Below are 15,724 nucleotides of genomic sequence, written 5' to 3'. Positions count from 1 at the left end.
GGCGGTCAGCAGGAGCGGGCGCCGGTGTGCAGGGCGAGCGCCGTGTTCGCGCCGAGGGTGGCGCTGAAGCGGCCCTCGCCGTCCACGCTCACGGTGGTGCCGCTCTGCACGTCGCAGTACGTGCCGCCGGGCAGCGCGCTGTCGTAGGTGCGGGTGACGGAGGAGCCCTCGTGGTTGATCACGACGTAGCCCTTGCCCCCGCGCCCGAAGGCGATGTGGTCGTTGCCGTTGTCCCACCAGCCGGTGACCGGCTCACCGCGGGTGGTGTTGCGGAAGGCGACCATCGACTCGATCTCCGGCCAGGCGTGCTGGCACTTCCAGCCTCCCTGCCAGCAGGCGTCCACCCGGCCGCCGTTGGGCGGTCCGGCGTCCTTGTTCGACCACTCGTAGCCGGAGTTGACGTCCGGGGAGCCGTACGGCCAGGCCAGCATGAACACGTTGGCGAGGGTGTAGTTCGCGCCGCTCTTGTAGTTGAGCGTCTCGCCGTTGCGCTCGGTGTCGTGGTTGTCGACGAACACCCCCGCCCTGCCGCTGTCCAGGTAGCCCCAGCCCTCGCCGAAGTTGTTGAGGTAGGCCAGCTTCTCGTTCTCGAAGACCCGCTTGAGGTCCCTGCCGTACTGGAACTCCTGCACGTCGCCGACGCCCAGGTACTCCTCGGGCGTGACCGGCTCACCGGCCGCCCGGATGACCTCCTGCTTGAGGTACACCCCGGAGTCGCTGAGCCGGCTCTTGATGTTGGCCAGGTCCCCGGCGGGGATGTGCTTGGCGGCATCGACGCGGAAGCCGTCCACACCGAGCGACAGCAGGTCGTTCAGGTAGCCGGCGATCCGGCCGCGCACGTAGTCCTCGCCGGTGTCCAGGTCCGCGAGGCCGAGCAGTTCGCAATGCTGCACCTGGTACCGGTCGCCGTAGTTGCTGATGTCGTCCCGGCAGTCGTCCATGTCCGCGCCGGAATACGTGCCGGGGTAGTCGTAGTGCGTGTACGACGAGCCGCCGGTGCCCGTGCCGGAGCCGGCGGTCATGTGGTTGATCACGGCGTCCACGACGACCTTGACGCCCGCGCCGTGGCAGGCGTTCACCATGTTCCGGAACTGGGCGCGGTCGCCGAGCCGTCCGGCGATCTCGTAGCTGACCGGTTGGTACGACGTCCACCACTGGCCGCCCTGGATGTGCTCCTGCGGCGGCGAGACCTGTACGTACCCGTAGCCGGCCGGGCCGAGGGTGTTCGTGCATTCGCGGGCGATGGAGTCGAAGTCCCACTCGAAGAGGACGGCTGTGACGTCCTTGCCTCCAGGCGGGGCGGCCTCTGCGGTGGGGGTGGGCGCGACGGTCAGCAGTCCCGCGACGGTCGCGACCGACGCGAGTGCGGCCCCCGTGGTCCTTCTCCTGGCCACAATGCCTCCTTGGGGGTGGGCTGGGGGTGATCCCTCCCGGGGTCGGAGGCCCTCGGGAGGATGGGTGTGCCGCCCCGCCGGGCCACGCGCCGCTGCCCGCAAGGCGGTTGAAGCTGCCGGTGTGAACCGGCCCGGCCGACCGGGCGCGTGGGCCCGATGCGGCGGGCCCCGGCCGACCGGGCCGGACGGGAAGGAACGTAACAGCTTGCTGAAACTTGCGGAAGACCTTGCGCGCCGTTGCGTGCACCCGCCCGACACCGGCGCTTGACTTGAACCAAAGGTGAACTTCTACGTTCGTTCCAGAGCCGTCGGACCGACCTGCGGCGCCCGGAGAGGGAGCTTCACCATGCCCGAGCACGCCACCGCCGTCGAGATTCCCGAGCAGTACCACTACGCCGTGGTCCCGCACATCATGGTCGACGACGCCGCCGCCGCGATCGACTTCTACCGGCGGGCGTTCGGCGCCCGCGAGGACTTCCGGATCGACGCCCCGGGCGGCGGGATCCTGCATGCCGAGATCACCGTCGGACGGTCGGCGCTGATGCTGGGCGACGCCAGCGTGGACGAGGCGGAGGCCGGCCGCTTCGCCTCCCCCGCCGCACTGGGCGGAGGTACATCCGTCGCGCTGCACGTCTTCGTACCGGACGTCGACGACCTGGCGGAGCGTGCCGAGGGCGCCGGCGCCGAGATCCTCCAGCCCCCGACGGACATGTTCCACGGCGACCGCACCGTCATCCTCAAGGACCCCCAGGGGCACATGTGGGTCTTCCTCACCCACCTGGAGGACGTCCCGGATGAGGAGCTGCGGCGTCGCCTGGCCGCTGCCGCCGAATAGGCTTCGGACCGTGGACTACGACGCACGGGGGCTGAGCGTCAGGCCAGCGCACGCGGCCGACGCGGGTGCCGTACTGCGCCCGCCGTCCGGTGGAAGGACCAGGGAACGCGGGCGTGAAGACCAGGCACCTGCAGATCGGCGAGATGGTTGGTCGCGCGGACGGAACTGCCCCTGCGCACCATTCGGCACTACGAGGAGACCGGCCCGGACGCCGATGAGCGCGATGCTCTGCTGGAGCGCGTGCGAACCTACCAGCACCCGCCGCCGAACAGGTGGAGAAGCTGCATGCGGCTGGAGACGGCCGAGGACTTCGCCGCAACCCCGGGGAGCCGCCTGGAGCAGAGCACACCGATCGCCCCCGTCCAGAGCTGAGAGCGGCATCGCCTGATCCGTCGGCGGGACCCGCAGGCTCATCACCGCCTGGGCCGGTCACGACCTGGCGACACCAGCTTCTACCCACTCGCGGGGCGCTCATCCGCGATGCGGCGCACCTGCTGGCGGAAGTGCTGGAAGCCGTCGGGTCCGGTGTCGACGTGCGGGGCGGTGGCTCACCATGCAGTACGGCAACACAGAACGGAACGAGCGGTTCCGGCAGAACGGAGAGGTGGCCCGCATGCAGCGGTGGAAGGTCCCGATGCAGATCGCGGTGGGGGTGCTGCTGGTCGCTATGACCGTCGCGGTGCTGCTCACCACGCCGCTGAACAGCATCGCGGCGAAGGGCGCGCTGGCTGGCATCGCCATGGGTTTCGCGGGACTGATCTTCGGGGTCTACTACGACCGCAAGCAGGCCGCCGCACGCCCCCGGGAGGAGTGACCCCGGCCGCGCCCCGCCGTGCGGCGGGGCGCGGCCGGGGTCAGCGTGGCAGGTCCAGCTCGGCGGCGACCGTCTTGCCGACCGGCACCCGGTCCAGCACCTCCCACCGGTCGGCCAGCGCCTCGACGAGGTGCAGGCCGCGCCCGCGCTCGGCGTGCGGCTTCGGCTCGGGAAGGTGACCCGGTGGCGGCGGTCGTCGCTCGTCCCGCGCGTCGGTCACCTCGACCCGGAGCGTGCCGCAGGCCAGCAGGAGCCGCAGCTCGAAGTCCCGCCCGGGAACGCGGCCGTGGGTGACGGCGTTCGCCGCCAGCTCCGCCACGAGCAGCGCGGCGGCGTCGGACACGGCCGTGCCGTGCGGGTGGTCCCAGCGCTCCAGCTGATGCAGCGCCAGGTGCCGCGCGAGCCGCGCGCCGAGCCGCGTGGAGCTGAACCGCTGCGTGAACAGGCGCACGGCGCCGGTGCCCTCGGGGGCGGAGGTCGATCGCATGGACACACCCTGACCTGCGCGGACGCCCGTTTTCCAGCCTGGGTCCGCGTACTGCGAGCCGTCGTACGCGGCACCGCGGCGCCACGTACGCGTGCCCCCTCAGTCGGCCACGATGCCCCGTGCCGCGAGGAGTTCGACGGCGTCCGGCACCGACATGATCGCGCAGGCCTCCACGCCCTCGACGCGCCGGAGGTTCGGCAGCAGGTCCAGGTCGTCCAGTGAGCGGACGTCGAACAGGTCGTCCTCTCCGTCCCAGACGGGCGCGCACTCCTGGTAAACCTCCAGCCCACCGTCGACGCACAGCTCCTCGACCTTCGCCAGCAGGTCGTCCGGGATCTCCAGCTCCGCGAAGTACGCCCGCGACTCCTCCAGCACCGTGAACGCGAGGTCGTTGTCGAACGTCCAGCCCTGCACGTCCGTGACGCCGCGCTCCCGCATGCGGTCGGCGATCCGGAACTGCGGGGTGAGCAGTTCGCGCCGGTACATGAGCTGCTCGACGACCAGCAGCTTGAAGTTGAAGTCGCGGAAGACGGCCATGCGCAGAGCATCCCCCGGCCCGGCACGCCCCGTCGGCAGCCCCGTGGCGTGCGCGTACGCGCCGGGAGCGTACGCGCACCAACGGCTGCGGTACGCGTTAGACAGTGTGACGATCCGTCAGGCGGGCGGGTACTGCGGGAGGGTGGCCGGAAGGGGCGAGAGCAGGAACGGCAAGGACAACGCGGGCGGCGAACCGGAGGCTCCGACAGCCTCCGCACCTTCGGCGCGGTCGTCCAGGCGCTCCGCGAACACGCGAGCCTGACCCGCGACGAGTTCGCCCGCCTGGTGCGGGGGCATCGCCTGTGGATGCCGGTCACCCACTTCCAGGGCGACCTTGAATGCCTCGACATGCGACCCGGCCCCGGCCGGGGACGCATGGGCCTGGTCCCGCACGACGCCCCGGGCACGTTCGACGAAGCCGCCGCCTGGCGTTCCCTCGGCGCCTGCCTGGAGACGTTCGCCGACGTGCTCACGACCGGCCGCATGCCGGACCCGCCGCCGTTCGACCAGCCGCACGCCACCTCCACCGGAGAACTCGGCTGGGGCTGACCCACCGGTTCTTCGGCTCCGTCGTGAAGCGCGGCGCGCCGTCCGGACGCGGACGGGCTCCTCGCCGTCTCCGCGCCCCTGGTGCTAGTCCTTCCGCCCAGGAGCCCAGCTCAGCCCCCAGCCGTACGCCTGGTCCAGCACGCGCTGGGAACCCTTGACGTAACGGACCTCGCGCCGCACGGAAAGGCCCTGAGCGGTGTTCTCGATCAGCGCGACGCCGCAGATCCGGGCGTTGGGGTCGGCCTCGTCGAGAAGGACCTCGATCGGCGCCTGAGCCGGGGCGTCCAGCGTCACGACCGCCCGCGCGGCCTCCCAGTTCGGCACACCCTCGTAGATCATGGCGAAGACCAGGACCCGCTTGAGGGAGTCGATCCGACCCAGGTCGATACGCAGGTTCTCGCCGCCCGCCGCGGCACCGGAACGGTCGTCGCCGTCCAGCTGGAGCACGGGCCGCCCGGAGGAGTCCCGGGCCTCGAAGGAGTTGCCGACTGCCTGGACCGCGCCCTTGGAGCCGTCGGTGAACTCCCAAAGACAGCCGAGGTCGAGGTCAATCCCCTGCTTCGGCTGCAACGCCGTCTGCAGCTTGGCCATCAGGCCCCGCTTACCCGTCCCGCCTGCCGCACCCTCGGCACCACGGGCGTTCCAGTTGAGATTCACGGTGAGTTCACCGCCGGAACGGGGCTTGTCGAGTGAGACCTTGGGGGCACTCTTGGTGAGCGTGACCTTCCCGGAGGTGTCGCTTCTCACCGGACCGCCGCTGTCGGATTCCGCCATGTCTGACTTCCTTCTGTGCTGGGCTGTACGCGAGCGTCGAGCGGGACACCGACGCCGGTGCGCTCTTCGTACGCACCATCCCGACGGGTAGCTCTCCCCCGCACGGTACTCCCGCCCCGCCTTCCTCCGCCCTTCCCGGCCCGGACCAATAGCTACTTGCTGTGCACGATCTGGATCAGGTTGCCGCAGGCGTCGTCAAAGACCGCGGTGGTGACGGGCCCCATCTCCAGGGGTTCCTGGGTGAACTGCACGCCGAGCTCGCGCAGCCGGCCGGCTTCCGCCGGTACGTCGGCCACGGCGAAGGAGGTGGCCGGGATGCCGTCCTGGACGAGCGAGGTCTTGTACGGCTGCACGGCGGGGTGCCCGGAAGGCTCCAGCAGCAGCTCGGTGCCGTCGGGGTCCTCGGGCGAGACCACGGTCAGCGAGCGCGCCTCACCGAGCGGTACGTCGCGCTTCTTCACCAGCGTCTGGCCGTCCCGTTCCGCCAGCTCGCCGAGGATGCGCCGGCGAGGCCCGGCGCACGCCCAGCGGACCCTCGCAGACCCTCGCAGACCCTCGCAGACCGAGAGAGGGTGACGGGCTCCTCAGGCCAGGGACAGGAACAGCTTTTCCAGGCGGGCGCGTAGCCGCTCCCGGTCGCCGGGCTGCTGCTCGCTCTGTTCGGTCAGGCAGTGCTGCAGCCCGGTGGCGATGATCGCGAAGCCGGCTCGGTCCAGGGCGCGGGAGACGGCGGCGAGCTGGGTGACGACGTCCTCGCAGTCCCGCCCGTCCTCGATCATTTTGATGACTCCGGCGAGCTGCCCTTGAGCGCGCCGCAGCCGGTTCAGCGCCGCCTTCAGCTCGTCGGCGGCCATGTCCAGCTCCACAATGCCTCCTCTTGAATACCCCCATGGGTATTGTACTCTCGGGGGAAAGCTCATCCGTCAACACCGAGAGGACACTCATCGATGCCCGCCCCCACCGCGGTCCACCCCACACAGGCGGCCTCACGCCTGGAGGACTACACCATCATCGACGTCCGCACGCCGGGGGAGTATGCCTCCGGTCACCTTCCGGGAGCACACAATGTGCCCCTCGACCAGCTTTCGACCGCTCTGCCGACGCTGCAGAACGCAGCCGCCCGCGGTGAGCTGCTGGTCGTGTGCGCTTCCGGCGCGCGCTCCAGCCAGGCATCCGCCACGCTCGCAGAACACGGCGTAAGCGCCACCACGCTCACTGGCGGCACGCAGGCGTGGACCCAGCACGGAGGCGAAGTCCACCGCCCCGAGGGAGCCCGTACCACCTGGGGCATGGAACGCCAGGTCCGCCTCACCGCAGGCGCACTCGTCCTCACCGGACTCCTCCTCGGCCTTCTGGTGCACCCGGCCTTCCAGTTGCTGTCCGCGGGCATCGCGGCCGGCCTGGTCTTCTCCGCCGTGACCGACACGTGCGGCATGGCCGCCGTGCTGGCCAAGCTGCCCCACAACCGCACACCCCAGTGCGACCTCCGCGACACCCTGAGCAACCTGGACCGTTAGCGGAACCGGGGCGCCGCAGCGGCCCATTCCTGGACCGAGACGCCTTCCACCCGGACACCCCGCGGCTTGGGCGCGAGAAGCGGGCCCCGGCCTCCCGTGCCTAGACCCCACCCCGCCGCCGACAGGCCCCTGCAACGGAATAAATACCCCCCCGGGTATTGTAGATGTGGGTGGATACCGGCGACGGGAACCACCGCTGCCGGGTTTCCAGGCGCCACCCTGCGGCAACCCGAAAAATACCCCCTCGGGTAAGGAGTCTCGGTGATGAACAGCACGGTGCGCGAGGTGACCGTGGAAGAGCTGGCCGCCGCGCGGGAGCGCGGGGTGCGGGTACTCGATGTGCGCTCGCCGCAGGAGTACGCGCAGGGCCATGTGCCGGGGGCGGTGAATGTGCCGCTGGAGGAGTTGCTGGCCGATCCCGCGAGCGCGGGATCGGACGGTGTGCACGTGGTGTGCCAGTCCGGCCGTCGCAGCCTCGAAGCTGCGCGCGCGCTGGAGCAATCAGGAGTGACGGCCGTCTCGGTCGCCGGCGGTACGTCGGCGTGGATCGAGTCCGGTCGCGAAGTCGAAGGAGCGAAGCAGTGACGGACACGGCGAACAAGCAGGCCGAGGAGACGCTCCCGGGCGGGCTGTCGGTGTCAACGGTGGCGACGTCGTCGCTCGGTGACCGCAGCTATCTCGCGGCCGACGGCGAGGTGGCCGTGGTGGTCGACCCGCAGCGGGACGTGGACCGGGTGATCGCCGAGGCCGGGCGGCTCGGCGTGCGGATCGCGGCCGTGCTGGAGACGCACGTGCACAACGACTACGTCTCCGGCGGGCTGGAGCTGGCCCGGCTGACCGGTGCCGAGTACGGCGTGGCCGCAGCGGACCAGGCGCCGTTCGCCCACCGGCCACTGCGCGACGGCGAGGTGCTGGAACTCTCCGGCCGGATGCGCGTCCGGGTGCTCGCTACCCCGGGGCACACCTTCCACCACCTGTCCTACGCGCTGGAGGGCGACTCCGGTCCGGTCGGCGTGTTCACCGGCGGCTCGCTGCTGCTGGGCACCACCGGCCGCACCGACCTCCTGGGCACCGAGCACAGCCACGAACTGGCCCGCCACCAGCACGCCTCCGCCCACAAGCTCGCCGACCTGCTGCCCGACGGTGCACAGGTGTGGCCCACCCACGGCTTCGGCAGCTTCTGCTCGGCCACCCAGGCGGCCGGCGACACCGCCGACATCGGCGAACAGCGCCGCATCAACCCCGCCCTCACGCTTGCCCAGGAGGAGTTCGTCGAGCAGACACTGTCCGGCCTGGACGCCTACCCCGCCTACTACGCGCACATGGGCGTGAAGAACGCCGAAGGGCCCGAGCCGCTGGACCTGCGCGCCCCGGCGACCACCACACCGCAGGAGCTGGCGCAGCGCCTGGAGAGCGGCGAGTGGGTGGTCGACCTGCGCAACCGCAAGGCATACGCCGCCTCCCACCTCGCTGGCATCGTCAGCCTCGGCCTCGACGGCCCCATGGCCACCTGGCTCGGCTGGATGATCGACTGGGGCGCCCCGGTGACCCTGGTCGGCGAGAGCAGTGAGCAGGTCGCCGCAGCACAGCGGGAACTGGCACGCATCGGCATCGACGACCTCGCCGGCGCCGCCACTGGCCAGCCCGCCGAGCTCGCCGCCGACCCCGACCAGCTCCAAGACGCCGACACGGCCAGCTTCGCCGACCTGGCCGCCGCGCTGCAGGGCCGCACCGGCGGCCTGCCGGCCGCGGACGTGGTCCTGGACGTGCGGACCAACAACGAGTTCAGGGCCTCGCACGTCGAGGGCGCGGTGCACATCCCGCTGTACGAGCTCAAGGATCGCGTCGGCGATATCCCTGCCGGCGCCGTGTGGGTGCACTGCGGCAGCGGCTACCGCGCCACTGCCGCAGCCTCGGTCCTGGAACAGGCAGGCCGCCGCGCGGTCATCGTCGACGACCACTTCGACACCGCCGAAGGCGCCGGGGTACCCGTGACCGGCGCCTGACTGAGCCGGCCATCATCGGGTCGGTGACCGGGGCGCTCGCAGCCCCGGTCACCGACCCCGCCCCGGCACGTCGCTACCAGTGGTGTCCGCCCTGACGATCCGCGGGGCGCCCTACACACATGAGGTGATCAGCATTCTGGCCGTGCTCTTCGGCGCCGTCATCGGACTCGCGCTCGGCCTCCTGGGTGCCGGAGGATCCATCCTCGCGGTGCCGGCCCTGGTCTACGGCGTCGGGCAGCCACTCCACGCCGCCATCCCCGCCTCCCTCGCGGTAGTGGCCGTCTCCTCCCTCGGCGGCGTCCTCCCCCGGGAACGCCGGCACGCGGTCCAATGGCGCATCGCCGGTGTCTTCGGCGCCGCCGGCATCCCGGCCGCCTTCGCCGGCGCCGCGCTGGGACGCCTGATCCCCGAGCGTTGGCTCTTCCTCGCCTTCGCCGCCCTCATGGTGGTCGTCGCGGTGCGCATGCTCCGTGGCAGCGACGAGGCCGGCGGCGCCTGCCGCACCCGCGAGGGCGGCATCAACTGGCGTAGCTGCCTGCCCAAGTCGATTCTCGCCGGCGCCGGCGTCGGGCTGCTGACCGGTCTGTTCGGCGTCGGCGGCGGTTTCGTGATCGTTCCCGCCCTCAGCCTCCTGCTCGGGCTGGGCGCCCAGCAGGCCGTCGCGACCTCCCTCGCCGTGGTGTTCATCAACTCCGTCGCCGGACTCAGCGCGCACGCGAGCGCCGTGGGCGGCATCGACTACACCGTCCTGGTGCTCTTCGCCGCATCGTCCGTGATCGTCTCGCTGCTGGCCGCCCGCGTCGCGCCCCGGCTCCCGGCCGCGACCATACGCCGCGCCTTCGCGTACGTCGTCCTCGCCGTCGCCGCAGCCGTCGCCACCACCGCGCTGCTCGCGCCCTCGGTGCTGGCCTCGTGACGCAGCCGCGAGTTTGCGGCAACCCGGCGCCCCCACGTGGCCGGCCCCGGCTGTCAGCTAGGCTTGCCGCCGCGGGAAGGAGGCAGGCTTGAGAGCCACCAGGCGCCAGACAAACGCGGCCTACGGGTTCGCGCTGCGTACCGCCATGGCGCTGCTGATCGCCGTCGCCGGTCTCGCCTGCACGCAGGCCTCCGCCACCGCGGCCTCGCACCATCCTGCCGCCCCTTCGTCCGCTGCCGCTCAGCCGCATGTGCAGCTTCAAGCGGCCGACGGTCCCTCCACCGATGCCACCGCCTCTTCGTCCGGCTGCGCGAACGCTGCCGACGAGCAGGCCGAGGCACCGGCATCCATCCGCCACGAGGCGGCCTCCACGCCCGTCGCTGTCCCAGGCGCGCCCACGGCCCGGGATCACGGCGGCGCACGGGTGGTGCCGGGCCGTGGCGGCCCGGCACCACCGCCGCCTTCTCCACCGTCCTACGAAGAGCTCTCCGTCCTGCGGGTGTAGGACGCGCGGCAACCACCCCGCGTCCGTGACACATCTCGGAATCAGGAGCTCTTTGTCGTGACTTCTTCCAGTAGGTCGCCTCGCCGTGCGGCCCGCTCACTGACCGGCTGGCCCCACAACCGATGGGCCACCGCCGCCGCAGGCGCCCTCGTCACCGCACTGCTGGTCGGCATGCCGACCGATGTGGTGCCCAATCCGCTCTTCTCCCGGTCCGTCCCCGTGCAGTGGTGGAACTACCCCACGCTCGCCGTGACCGCGGCCCTGGCCGGCATCGTGCTGGCCACCTACATCCGTACACCGGATGCCGCGGGGACTCCCACGGCCGGGCGTCTCGGCTCAGTGGGCGGTGTGCTGTCGTTCTTCGCCGTCGGCTGTCCGGTCTGCAACAAGCTGGTGCTGCTTCTGCTGGGCACCTCCGGCGCGCTGAGCTATTGGGCGCCGCTGCAGCCGCTGGTCGCGCTGGCCTCCATCGGCTTGCTGGCCGAGGCGGCCCTGCGGCGCCTGGCCACCGCCGACGCCTGCCCCACCCCCACCGCCGCTCGCGCGTCCGCAGCCTGAACCGGCTCCGCGCGAACACTCACCCGCAGCCTCGTACGCTCTTCCGGAGTACTCCTATGCCTGCCACGAAGCAGTCGACCACTCGCCGTCACATCGCCCTGGCCGCGACCGTCCTCGCGCTGTCCCTCACCGTAGTCGTCACCTTCCTCACCACCGGAGGGGACGATCCCTCGGGCCGGAGCGAGGGGTCCTCCCCGGTCAACACCCCCAGCGCACGCCCTGACGACTCCTCCAGGCAGGGGCCCGACCTGAGCCACCTCGCGCGCCGGGACGCCGGCGACCCCATGGCGCTGGGCCAGACCGACGCCCCTGTAGTCCTCATCGAATACGCCGACTTCCAGTGCCCGTTCTGCGGCAAGTTCGCCCGCGAGACCGAACCCGAACTGATCCGTGACTACGTCAAGAAGGGTGTCCTGCGCATCGAATGGCGCAACTTCCCCGTTTTCGGACAGGAGTCCGACCAGTCGGCTCTCGCCGCCTGGGCCGCAGCGCAGCAGAACACGTTCTGGGAGTTCCACGAACTGCTCTACTCCCAGGAACGCGCGCGCAACTCCGGCGTCTTCACCCCCGACAACCTCGTCGACTTCGCCCGCAAGGCGGGCGTCCCGGACCTGGAGGAGTTCCGCAACGACATGAACAGCAAGGCCGCCCGCGACGCCCTGCAACAAGACAAGGAGGAGGGCTACCGCCTGGGCGTGACCAGCACCCCCGCCTTCCTGGTCAACAACACTCCCATCCTCGGCGCCATGCCCACCCCCACCTTCGAGAAGGCCATCGAGAAGGCCGCCAAGGAGTCGAAGCGGTGAGCGACACCGGCTACCTGCTGGCCCTGCTCGGCGGCCTCCTCACCCTGCTCAGCCCCTGCAGTGCCCTCCTCCTTCCCGCCTTCTTCGCCTACTCCTTCACCACCGCCACCAGACTGGCCGGACGCACCGCACTCTTCTACGCGGGGCTGTGCACCACCCTGGTCCCCCTCGGAGCCGCCGGTTCCTTCGCCAGCCGCCTGTTCTACGGGCACCGCGACCTGCTCATCACCATCGGCGGCTGGACCGTCATCGCCCTCGGCCTCGCCCAGATCCTCGGCCTCGGCTTCGGCTCCCGCCGCCTGCAACAGACCGCCGCCGGACTCAAACCCAGCACCGCCTTCTCCACCTGGGCACTCGGCGCCGTCTACGGGCTGGCGGGCTTCTGCGCCGGCCCGGTACTCGGCGGCATCCTCACCGTCGCCGCCCTGGGCGGCGACCCGGTGTACGGCAGCACACTCCTGGCCGTCTACGCCCTGGGCATGGCACTGCCGCTGTTCGTCCTCGCGCTGCTCTGGGACCGGTTCGACCTCGGCCACCGACGCTGGCTCCGCGGTCGCGAGATCAGCTTGGGGCGGCTCCGCCTCCACACCACATCTCTGGCAGGCGGAGCTATGTTCATCACCCTCGGGGCCCTTTTCCTGCGGTTCGACGGCACATCCGCGCTCCCCTCCCTCCTCGACGTCGACACCGAATACGCAATCGAACAGCAGATCTCCCACCTCGGCACAGCGGTCTCCGACCGCACCCTCCTGCTCGCTGCCGCAGCCGTCGCCGCCGCAGCGGCCGTCGCCGTGCTCCTCCGCAGCACCCGCAGGCGCCGCGTCACCGACCAGTCGGCGGAGCACCCACTTCAGGACGCAACTCGTGCCGGACCCGGGGAGGACAAGACACCGACAGACAACACGCCGCCTACCAGATAGCGCTTGAATGTCCGCAGCCCTCCTCTCCGTGGGACACCGGCCGTTCCTGTGGCCGACCGACACAACCGAACATCCCACCGGGCAAGGCAAGAGGTGTACCTGTGCACGGTCAAGGAGGCCTGCTCCGGCCGGATCGTCGGGGACTCCATCGACACCCGGATGAAGGCCCGGCTCCCGGTGAGCGCGCTGGACAACGCCGTCGTCAGGAGAGGGAACGTGGCCTGCGGCATCGTCCGGTTGAATCCGAGCCACCACGGGCAGGGAAGTTCGTTCACGCTCTGTACCGCCACGGCCTGCCGGGTCCTTCGCGTGGCGGTCCGTGGACAAGCAGCCGTGCCTCGTCCTCGGCGCCCTGGTTCGGCTCGGAAGGGCTCACGGACCGCTTTGCGGGCCGAAGCCCGGCCGAGCTTGAGGTCAGGCCGTGTCCGGGGCGGCTCCCGTGGAGTTGCGGACGACCAACTCCGGCTGGAAGACGAACTCGGTGCGCTGGACGGGGTTGCCGCCGATCTCCTCCAGGAGGGCATGCACGGCGGCGTTCGCCATGGCGCGGACGGGCTGGCGGACAGTGGTCAGCGGCGGGTCGGTGAAGGCGTTGAGCTGGGAGTCGTCGTAGCCGACGACCGACACGGAGCCCGGCACGGACAGGCCGCGCTGACGCGCGGCCCGCACGGCGCCCAGCGCCATCAGGTCGCTGCCGCAGACGATGCCGGTGCAGCCCTCGTCCAGCAGAGCGCCGGCCGCCGCGTGGCCGCCCTCGACGGTGAAGAGGGTGTGCTGGACACAGCCGGTGACGCCGCCGGACGAGGCCAGCGCCGCCGTGAAGCCCTCCGCCTTGCGGAGGGACGGCACGAAGCGGGCCGGGCCGACGGCGAGGCCGATGCGGCGGTGTCCGAGGTCGGCGAGATGCCGTACGGCCATCCCGGCCGCCGCGCGGTCGTCCGGCGAGACGAACGGCGCCTGGACACGGTCGTTGTAGCCGTTGATCAGCACGTACGGCACACCGCGCCCGGTCAGGCGGGCGTACCGCTCGGGGTCGGCGGAGAGGTCGGCATGCAGGCCGGAGAGGAAGATGATGCCGGTGACGCCGCGTTCGACGAGCTGGTCGACTAGCTCGTCCTCCGTGGCGCCGCCGGGCATCTGCGTGCCGAGCACCGGCGTGTAGCCGTATCCGCTCAGCGCCTGCTCGATGACCTGCGCGAACGCGGGAAAGATGGGGTTGGTCAGTTCCGGGATGACCAGCCCGACCAGTCCGGCGCTGCGCCGCCGCAGCCGCACCGGGCGCTCGTAGCCGAGGACGTCCAGCGCGGCCAGGACCTTCTGCCGGGTGGCGGCGGCCACGCCGGACTTGCCGTTGAGGACCCGGCTGACCGTCGCCTCGCTGACGTTCGCCTGGAGGGCGAGGTCGGCGAGACGTGCGGCGGTCGGCAGCGTCGTCATACGGCGGACCACCAGACCGTGGTGTCGGCGGGCAGGGTGGTGCCGTCGGCGGGAGGGTCGGTGGGGAGGCCGGCACGGCTGGAGAGGATCCGGCGCCCGGGAAGGGCGGGCAGCTCGACCGGCTGGGCACCGGTGTTGGCGGTGCAGACGAAGGCACCGCGCCGGAAGGCGAGCACGCTGTCCGGGGCGGGCAGCCACTCCACGGCGTCGCCGGCGCCCAGGTCAGGGTGCTCCCGGCGGACGCGCAGCGCGCGCCGGTACAGCTCCAGGGTGGAGGCCGGGTCCCCGGTCTGCGCCTCGACGCTCAGCCCGCCCCAGCTGCGCGGCTGCGGCAGCCACGCGCCGCCGTCACCGAAGCCGTACGAGGAGCCGCCCGAGGACCACGGCAGGGGCACGCGGCAGCCGTCGCGGAGCCCGTCCTGGCCGTTGGACTTGAAGAAGGACGGGTCCTGCCGCACCTCGTCCGGCAGGTCGGTGACCTCGGGGAGTCCCAGTTCCTCGCCCTGGTAGACGTACGCCGAGCCGGGCAGTGCCAGCATCAGCAGGGTGGCGGCGCGGGCCCGGTCGAGGTCGTCGCCGAGACGGCTGCGGTGCCGGACCACATCGTGGTTGGACAGCACCCAGGTGGTGGCGGCGCCGACCGGCCGCATCGAATCCAGCGACTCGTCGATGACGCGGCGCAGCGCGCCGGCGTCCCAGCCGGCGTCGAGGTAGTGGAAGTTGAAGGCCTGATGGAGCTCGTCGGGGCGCAGGTAGAGGGCGGTGCGGTCGGCGCTGGGGGTCCAGGCCTCGGCGACGCCGATGCGGTCGCCGCCGTACTCCTCGAGAATCTGCCGCCAGTCGCGGTAGATCTCGTGCACGCCGTCCTGGTCGAAGAAGGGCAGGACCTGGTTGCCGAGCAGCTTGAGCTGGTCGCCGTGGCCCATGTCGGGGAGGCCGTCGGCCTTGACCATGCCGTGGGCGACGTCGATGCGGAAGCCGTCGACGCCCAGGTCGAGCCAGAAGCGCAGCACGGTGCGGAACTCGTCGCGCACGGCGGGGCAGTCCCAGTTGAAGTCGGGCTGCTCGGGGGCGAAGAGGTGCAGGTACCACTCGCCGGGGGTGCCGTCGGGGTTCTTGGTGCGCGTCCAGGCGGGGCCGCCGAAGATGGACTCCCAGTCGTTCGGAGGCTGTTCGCCGTCCGCGCCCTTGCCGGGACGGAAGTGGTAGCGGGCGCGGGCCGGCGAGCCGGGGCCCTCGCGCAGCGCCCGCTGGAACCAGTCGTGCTGGTCGGAGGAGTGGTTGGGCACCAGGTCGACGATGACGCGCAGGTCCAGGCGATGGGCCTCACGGATGAGCGCCTCGGCGTCGGAGAGGTCGCCGAACATCGGGTCGATGACGCGGTAGTCGGCGACGTCGTAGCCGGCGTCGGCCTGCGGGGAGGCATAGAAAGGGCTGAGCCAGACGGCGTCCACGCCCAGGCCGGCGAGGTACGGCAAGCGCTGCCGTACGCCGGCGAGGTCGCCCATGCCGTCGGCGTTGCCGTCGGCGAAGGAGCGCGGGTAGACCTGGTAGATAACGGCGTCGCGCCACCAGCCCGGGCGTGTCTCGACGCCCGGTGCACGGCCGGTGGAGTCGGTGGTCGTGGCCGGTGAGAGCTGGGTCATGTCTTCCCTGGGTTCGAAAGGGT

General features: G+C 71.4%; 20 protein-coding genes and 1 pseudogene. 13 read left to right on the top strand and 8 right to left on the bottom strand.

The window, feature by feature from the left end; all coding sequences use genetic code 11:
• Nucleotides 1–5: 5 nt before the first annotated feature.
• Nucleotides 6–1,337 (bottom strand): alpha-amylase family protein, encoded by a 1,332-nt coding sequence (locus tag E4198_RS20520; protein ID WP_247597964.1) that lies wholly within the window; start codon nucleotides 1,335–1,337, stop codon nucleotides 6–8.
• A 403-nt stretch (nucleotides 1,338–1,740) separates the two neighbouring features.
• Between E4198_RS20520 and E4198_RS20515 the strand changes: the two genes are divergently transcribed.
• The 3 genes from E4198_RS20515 (at nucleotide 1,741) to E4198_RS20505 (ending at nucleotide 3,043) form a co-directional block, all read left to right on the top strand.
• Nucleotides 1,741–2,229, top strand: coding sequence for a VOC family protein (locus E4198_RS20515; protein WP_136184452.1), 489 nt, complete (start codon nucleotides 1,741–1,743; stop codon nucleotides 2,227–2,229).
• A 147-nt stretch (nucleotides 2,230–2,376) separates the two neighbouring features.
• Nucleotides 2,377–2,601: a hypothetical protein gene (locus tag E4198_RS20510; protein ID WP_136184451.1), complete on the top strand. Its 225-nt coding sequence runs from the start codon at nucleotides 2,377–2,379 to the stop codon at nucleotides 2,599–2,601.
• Nucleotides 2,602–2,782: 181 nt separating this feature from the next.
• Nucleotides 2,783–3,043, top strand: a complete 261-nt coding sequence (locus E4198_RS20505; RefSeq protein ID WP_136184450.1) for a hypothetical protein — start codon at nucleotides 2,783–2,785, stop codon at nucleotides 3,041–3,043.
• A gap of 40 nt (nucleotides 3,044–3,083) precedes the next feature.
• On the opposite strand, the gene E4198_RS20500 is transcribed toward E4198_RS20505, so the two are convergent.
• On the bottom strand, nucleotides 3,084–3,530 hold the full coding sequence (locus E4198_RS20500) for an ATP-binding protein (protein WP_136184449.1): 447 nt from the start codon (nucleotides 3,528–3,530) through the stop codon (nucleotides 3,084–3,086).
• A 99-nt stretch (nucleotides 3,531–3,629) separates the two neighbouring features.
• A complete protein-coding gene (locus E4198_RS20495) occupies nucleotides 3,630–4,067 on the bottom strand; it encodes a hypothetical protein (protein WP_136184448.1) in 438 nt (145 codons plus the stop codon).
• A 201-nt stretch (nucleotides 4,068–4,268) separates the two neighbouring features.
• Here E4198_RS20495 and E4198_RS25600 point away from each other — a divergent pair.
• Together E4198_RS25600 and E4198_RS25060 are read left to right on the top strand one after the other, a co-directional pair.
• Nucleotides 4,269–4,358, top strand: a pseudogene (locus E4198_RS25600) (transcriptional regulator); the annotation flags it as partial.
• A 15-nt stretch (nucleotides 4,359–4,373) separates the two neighbouring features.
• Nucleotides 4,374–4,616, top strand: a complete 243-nt coding sequence (locus E4198_RS25060; RefSeq protein WP_168711338.1) for a hypothetical protein — start codon at nucleotides 4,374–4,376, stop codon at nucleotides 4,614–4,616.
• A gap of 84 nt (nucleotides 4,617–4,700) precedes the next feature.
• Here the strand turns inward: E4198_RS25060 and E4198_RS20485 are convergent, their stop codons facing one another.
• The 3 genes from E4198_RS20485 to E4198_RS20475 form a co-directional block, all read right to left on the bottom strand.
• Entirely contained in the window at nucleotides 4,701–5,390 is a 690-nt protein-coding gene (locus E4198_RS20485; protein ID WP_136184447.1) for a tellurium resistance protein, read from the bottom strand.
• A gap of 152 nt (nucleotides 5,391–5,542) precedes the next feature.
• A complete protein-coding gene (locus E4198_RS20480) occupies nucleotides 5,543–5,851 on the bottom strand; it encodes a VOC family protein (protein ID WP_281727997.1) in 309 nt (102 codons plus the stop codon).
• Nucleotides 5,852–5,974: 123 nt separating this feature from the next.
• Nucleotides 5,975–6,256, bottom strand: coding sequence for a metal-sensitive transcriptional regulator (locus E4198_RS20475; protein ID WP_136184445.1), 282 nt, complete (start codon nucleotides 6,254–6,256; stop codon nucleotides 5,975–5,977).
• An 81-nt stretch (nucleotides 6,257–6,337) separates the two neighbouring features.
• Here E4198_RS20475 and E4198_RS20470 point away from each other — a divergent pair, with 81 nt between their 5' ends.
• The 8 genes from E4198_RS20470 (at nucleotide 6,338) to E4198_RS20435 (ending at nucleotide 12,618) form a co-directional block, all read left to right on the top strand.
• Nucleotides 6,338–6,907, top strand: coding sequence for a rhodanese-like domain-containing protein (locus tag E4198_RS20470; protein ID WP_136184444.1), 570 nt, complete (start codon nucleotides 6,338–6,340; stop codon nucleotides 6,905–6,907).
• A 264-nt stretch (nucleotides 6,908–7,171) separates the two neighbouring features.
• Nucleotides 7,172–7,492: a rhodanese-like domain-containing protein gene (locus E4198_RS25215; protein WP_136184443.1), complete on the top strand. Its 321-nt coding sequence runs from the start codon at nucleotides 7,172–7,174 to the stop codon at nucleotides 7,490–7,492.
• Nucleotides 7,489–8,913: an MBL fold metallo-hydrolase gene (locus E4198_RS20460; protein WP_136184442.1), complete on the top strand. Its 1,425-nt coding sequence runs from the start codon at nucleotides 7,489–7,491 to the stop codon at nucleotides 8,911–8,913. Before E4198_RS25215 ends, E4198_RS20460 begins: the two co-directional genes overlap by 4 nt.
• Nucleotides 8,914–9,037: 124 nt before the next feature.
• Nucleotides 9,038–9,829, top strand: coding sequence for a sulfite exporter TauE/SafE family protein (locus E4198_RS20455; protein ID WP_210732863.1), 792 nt, complete (start codon nucleotides 9,038–9,040; stop codon nucleotides 9,827–9,829).
• An 88-nt stretch (nucleotides 9,830–9,917) separates the two neighbouring features.
• Entirely contained in the window at nucleotides 9,918–10,334 is a 417-nt protein-coding gene (locus E4198_RS20450; protein ID WP_136184441.1) for a hypothetical protein, read from the top strand.
• A 57-nt stretch (nucleotides 10,335–10,391) separates the two neighbouring features.
• The gene (locus E4198_RS20445; protein WP_136184440.1) at nucleotides 10,392–10,892 is read left to right on the top strand and encodes a hypothetical protein; all 501 of its coding nucleotides are present in this window, start codon (nucleotides 10,392–10,394) and stop codon (nucleotides 10,890–10,892) included.
• A gap of 56 nt (nucleotides 10,893–10,948) precedes the next feature.
• Nucleotides 10,949–11,698, top strand: coding sequence for a DsbA family protein (locus E4198_RS20440; RefSeq protein WP_136184439.1), 750 nt, complete (start codon nucleotides 10,949–10,951; stop codon nucleotides 11,696–11,698).
• Nucleotides 11,695–12,618 (top strand): cytochrome c biogenesis CcdA family protein, encoded by a 924-nt coding sequence (locus tag E4198_RS20435; protein ID WP_136184438.1) that lies wholly within the window; start codon nucleotides 11,695–11,697, stop codon nucleotides 12,616–12,618. Before E4198_RS20440 ends, E4198_RS20435 begins: the two co-directional genes overlap by 4 nt.
• A 414-nt stretch (nucleotides 12,619–13,032) precedes the next feature.
• Here E4198_RS20435 and E4198_RS20430 read toward each other — a convergent pair whose 3' ends face one another.
• A complete protein-coding gene (locus tag E4198_RS20430; protein ID WP_136184437.1) occupies nucleotides 13,033–14,055 on the bottom strand; it encodes a LacI family DNA-binding transcriptional regulator in 1,023 nt (340 codons plus the stop codon).
• Nucleotides 14,052–15,701: a glycoside hydrolase family 13 protein gene (locus tag E4198_RS20425; RefSeq protein WP_136184436.1), complete on the bottom strand. Its 1,650-nt coding sequence runs from the start codon at nucleotides 15,699–15,701 to the stop codon at nucleotides 14,052–14,054. The genes E4198_RS20430 and E4198_RS20425 overlap by 4 nt, the downstream gene beginning before the upstream one ends.
• Nucleotides 15,702–15,724: the final 23 nt, after the last annotated feature.

Source organism: Streptomyces sp. RKND-216, from assembly GCF_004795255.1.
In the GTDB taxonomy this organism is placed as follows: Bacteria; Actinomycetota; Actinomycetes; order Streptomycetales; family Streptomycetaceae; genus Streptomyces; species Streptomyces hazeniae.
Note: the sequence above shows the minus strand (reverse complement) of the source record. Positions and strands in the feature narration are given on the sequence as shown.

What these genes read in the sequence shown, in the direction of transcription:
- E4198_RS25060 (WP_168711338.1), top strand. Translation starts at nt 4,374, where the DNA reads ATGCCGGTCACCCACTTCCAGGGCGACCTTGAATGCCTCGACATGCGA.
- E4198_RS20500 (WP_136184449.1), bottom strand. Translation starts at nt 3,530, where the DNA reads ATGCGATCGACCTCCGCCCCCGAGGGCACCGGCGCCGTGCGCCTGTTC.
- E4198_RS20495 (WP_136184448.1), bottom strand. Translation starts at nt 4,067, where the DNA reads ATGGCCGTCTTCCGCGACTTCAACTTCAAGCTGCTGGTCGTCGAGCAG.
- E4198_RS20440 (WP_136184439.1), top strand. Translation starts at nt 10,949, where the DNA reads ATGCCTGCCACGAAGCAGTCGACCACTCGCCGTCACATCGCCCTGGCC.
- E4198_RS20470 (WP_136184444.1), top strand. Translation starts at nt 6,338, where the DNA reads ATGCCCGCCCCCACCGCGGTCCACCCCACACAGGCGGCCTCACGCCTG.
- E4198_RS20505 (WP_136184450.1), top strand. Translation starts at nt 2,783, where the DNA reads ATGCAGTACGGCAACACAGAACGGAACGAGCGGTTCCGGCAGAACGGA.
- E4198_RS20425 (WP_136184436.1), bottom strand. Translation starts at nt 15,701, where the DNA reads ATGACCCAGCTCTCACCGGCCACGACCACCGACTCCACCGGCCGTGCA.
- E4198_RS20485 (WP_136184447.1), bottom strand. Translation starts at nt 5,390, where the DNA reads ATGGCGGAATCCGACAGCGGCGGTCCGGTGAGAAGCGACACCTCCGGG.
- E4198_RS20515 (WP_136184452.1), top strand. Translation starts at nt 1,741, where the DNA reads ATGCCCGAGCACGCCACCGCCGTCGAGATTCCCGAGCAGTACCACTAC.
- E4198_RS20430 (WP_136184437.1), bottom strand. Translation starts at nt 14,055, where the DNA reads ATGACGACGCTGCCGACCGCCGCACGTCTCGCCGACCTCGCCCTCCAG.
- E4198_RS25215 (WP_136184443.1), top strand. Translation starts at nt 7,172, where the DNA reads ATGAACAGCACGGTGCGCGAGGTGACCGTGGAAGAGCTGGCCGCCGCG.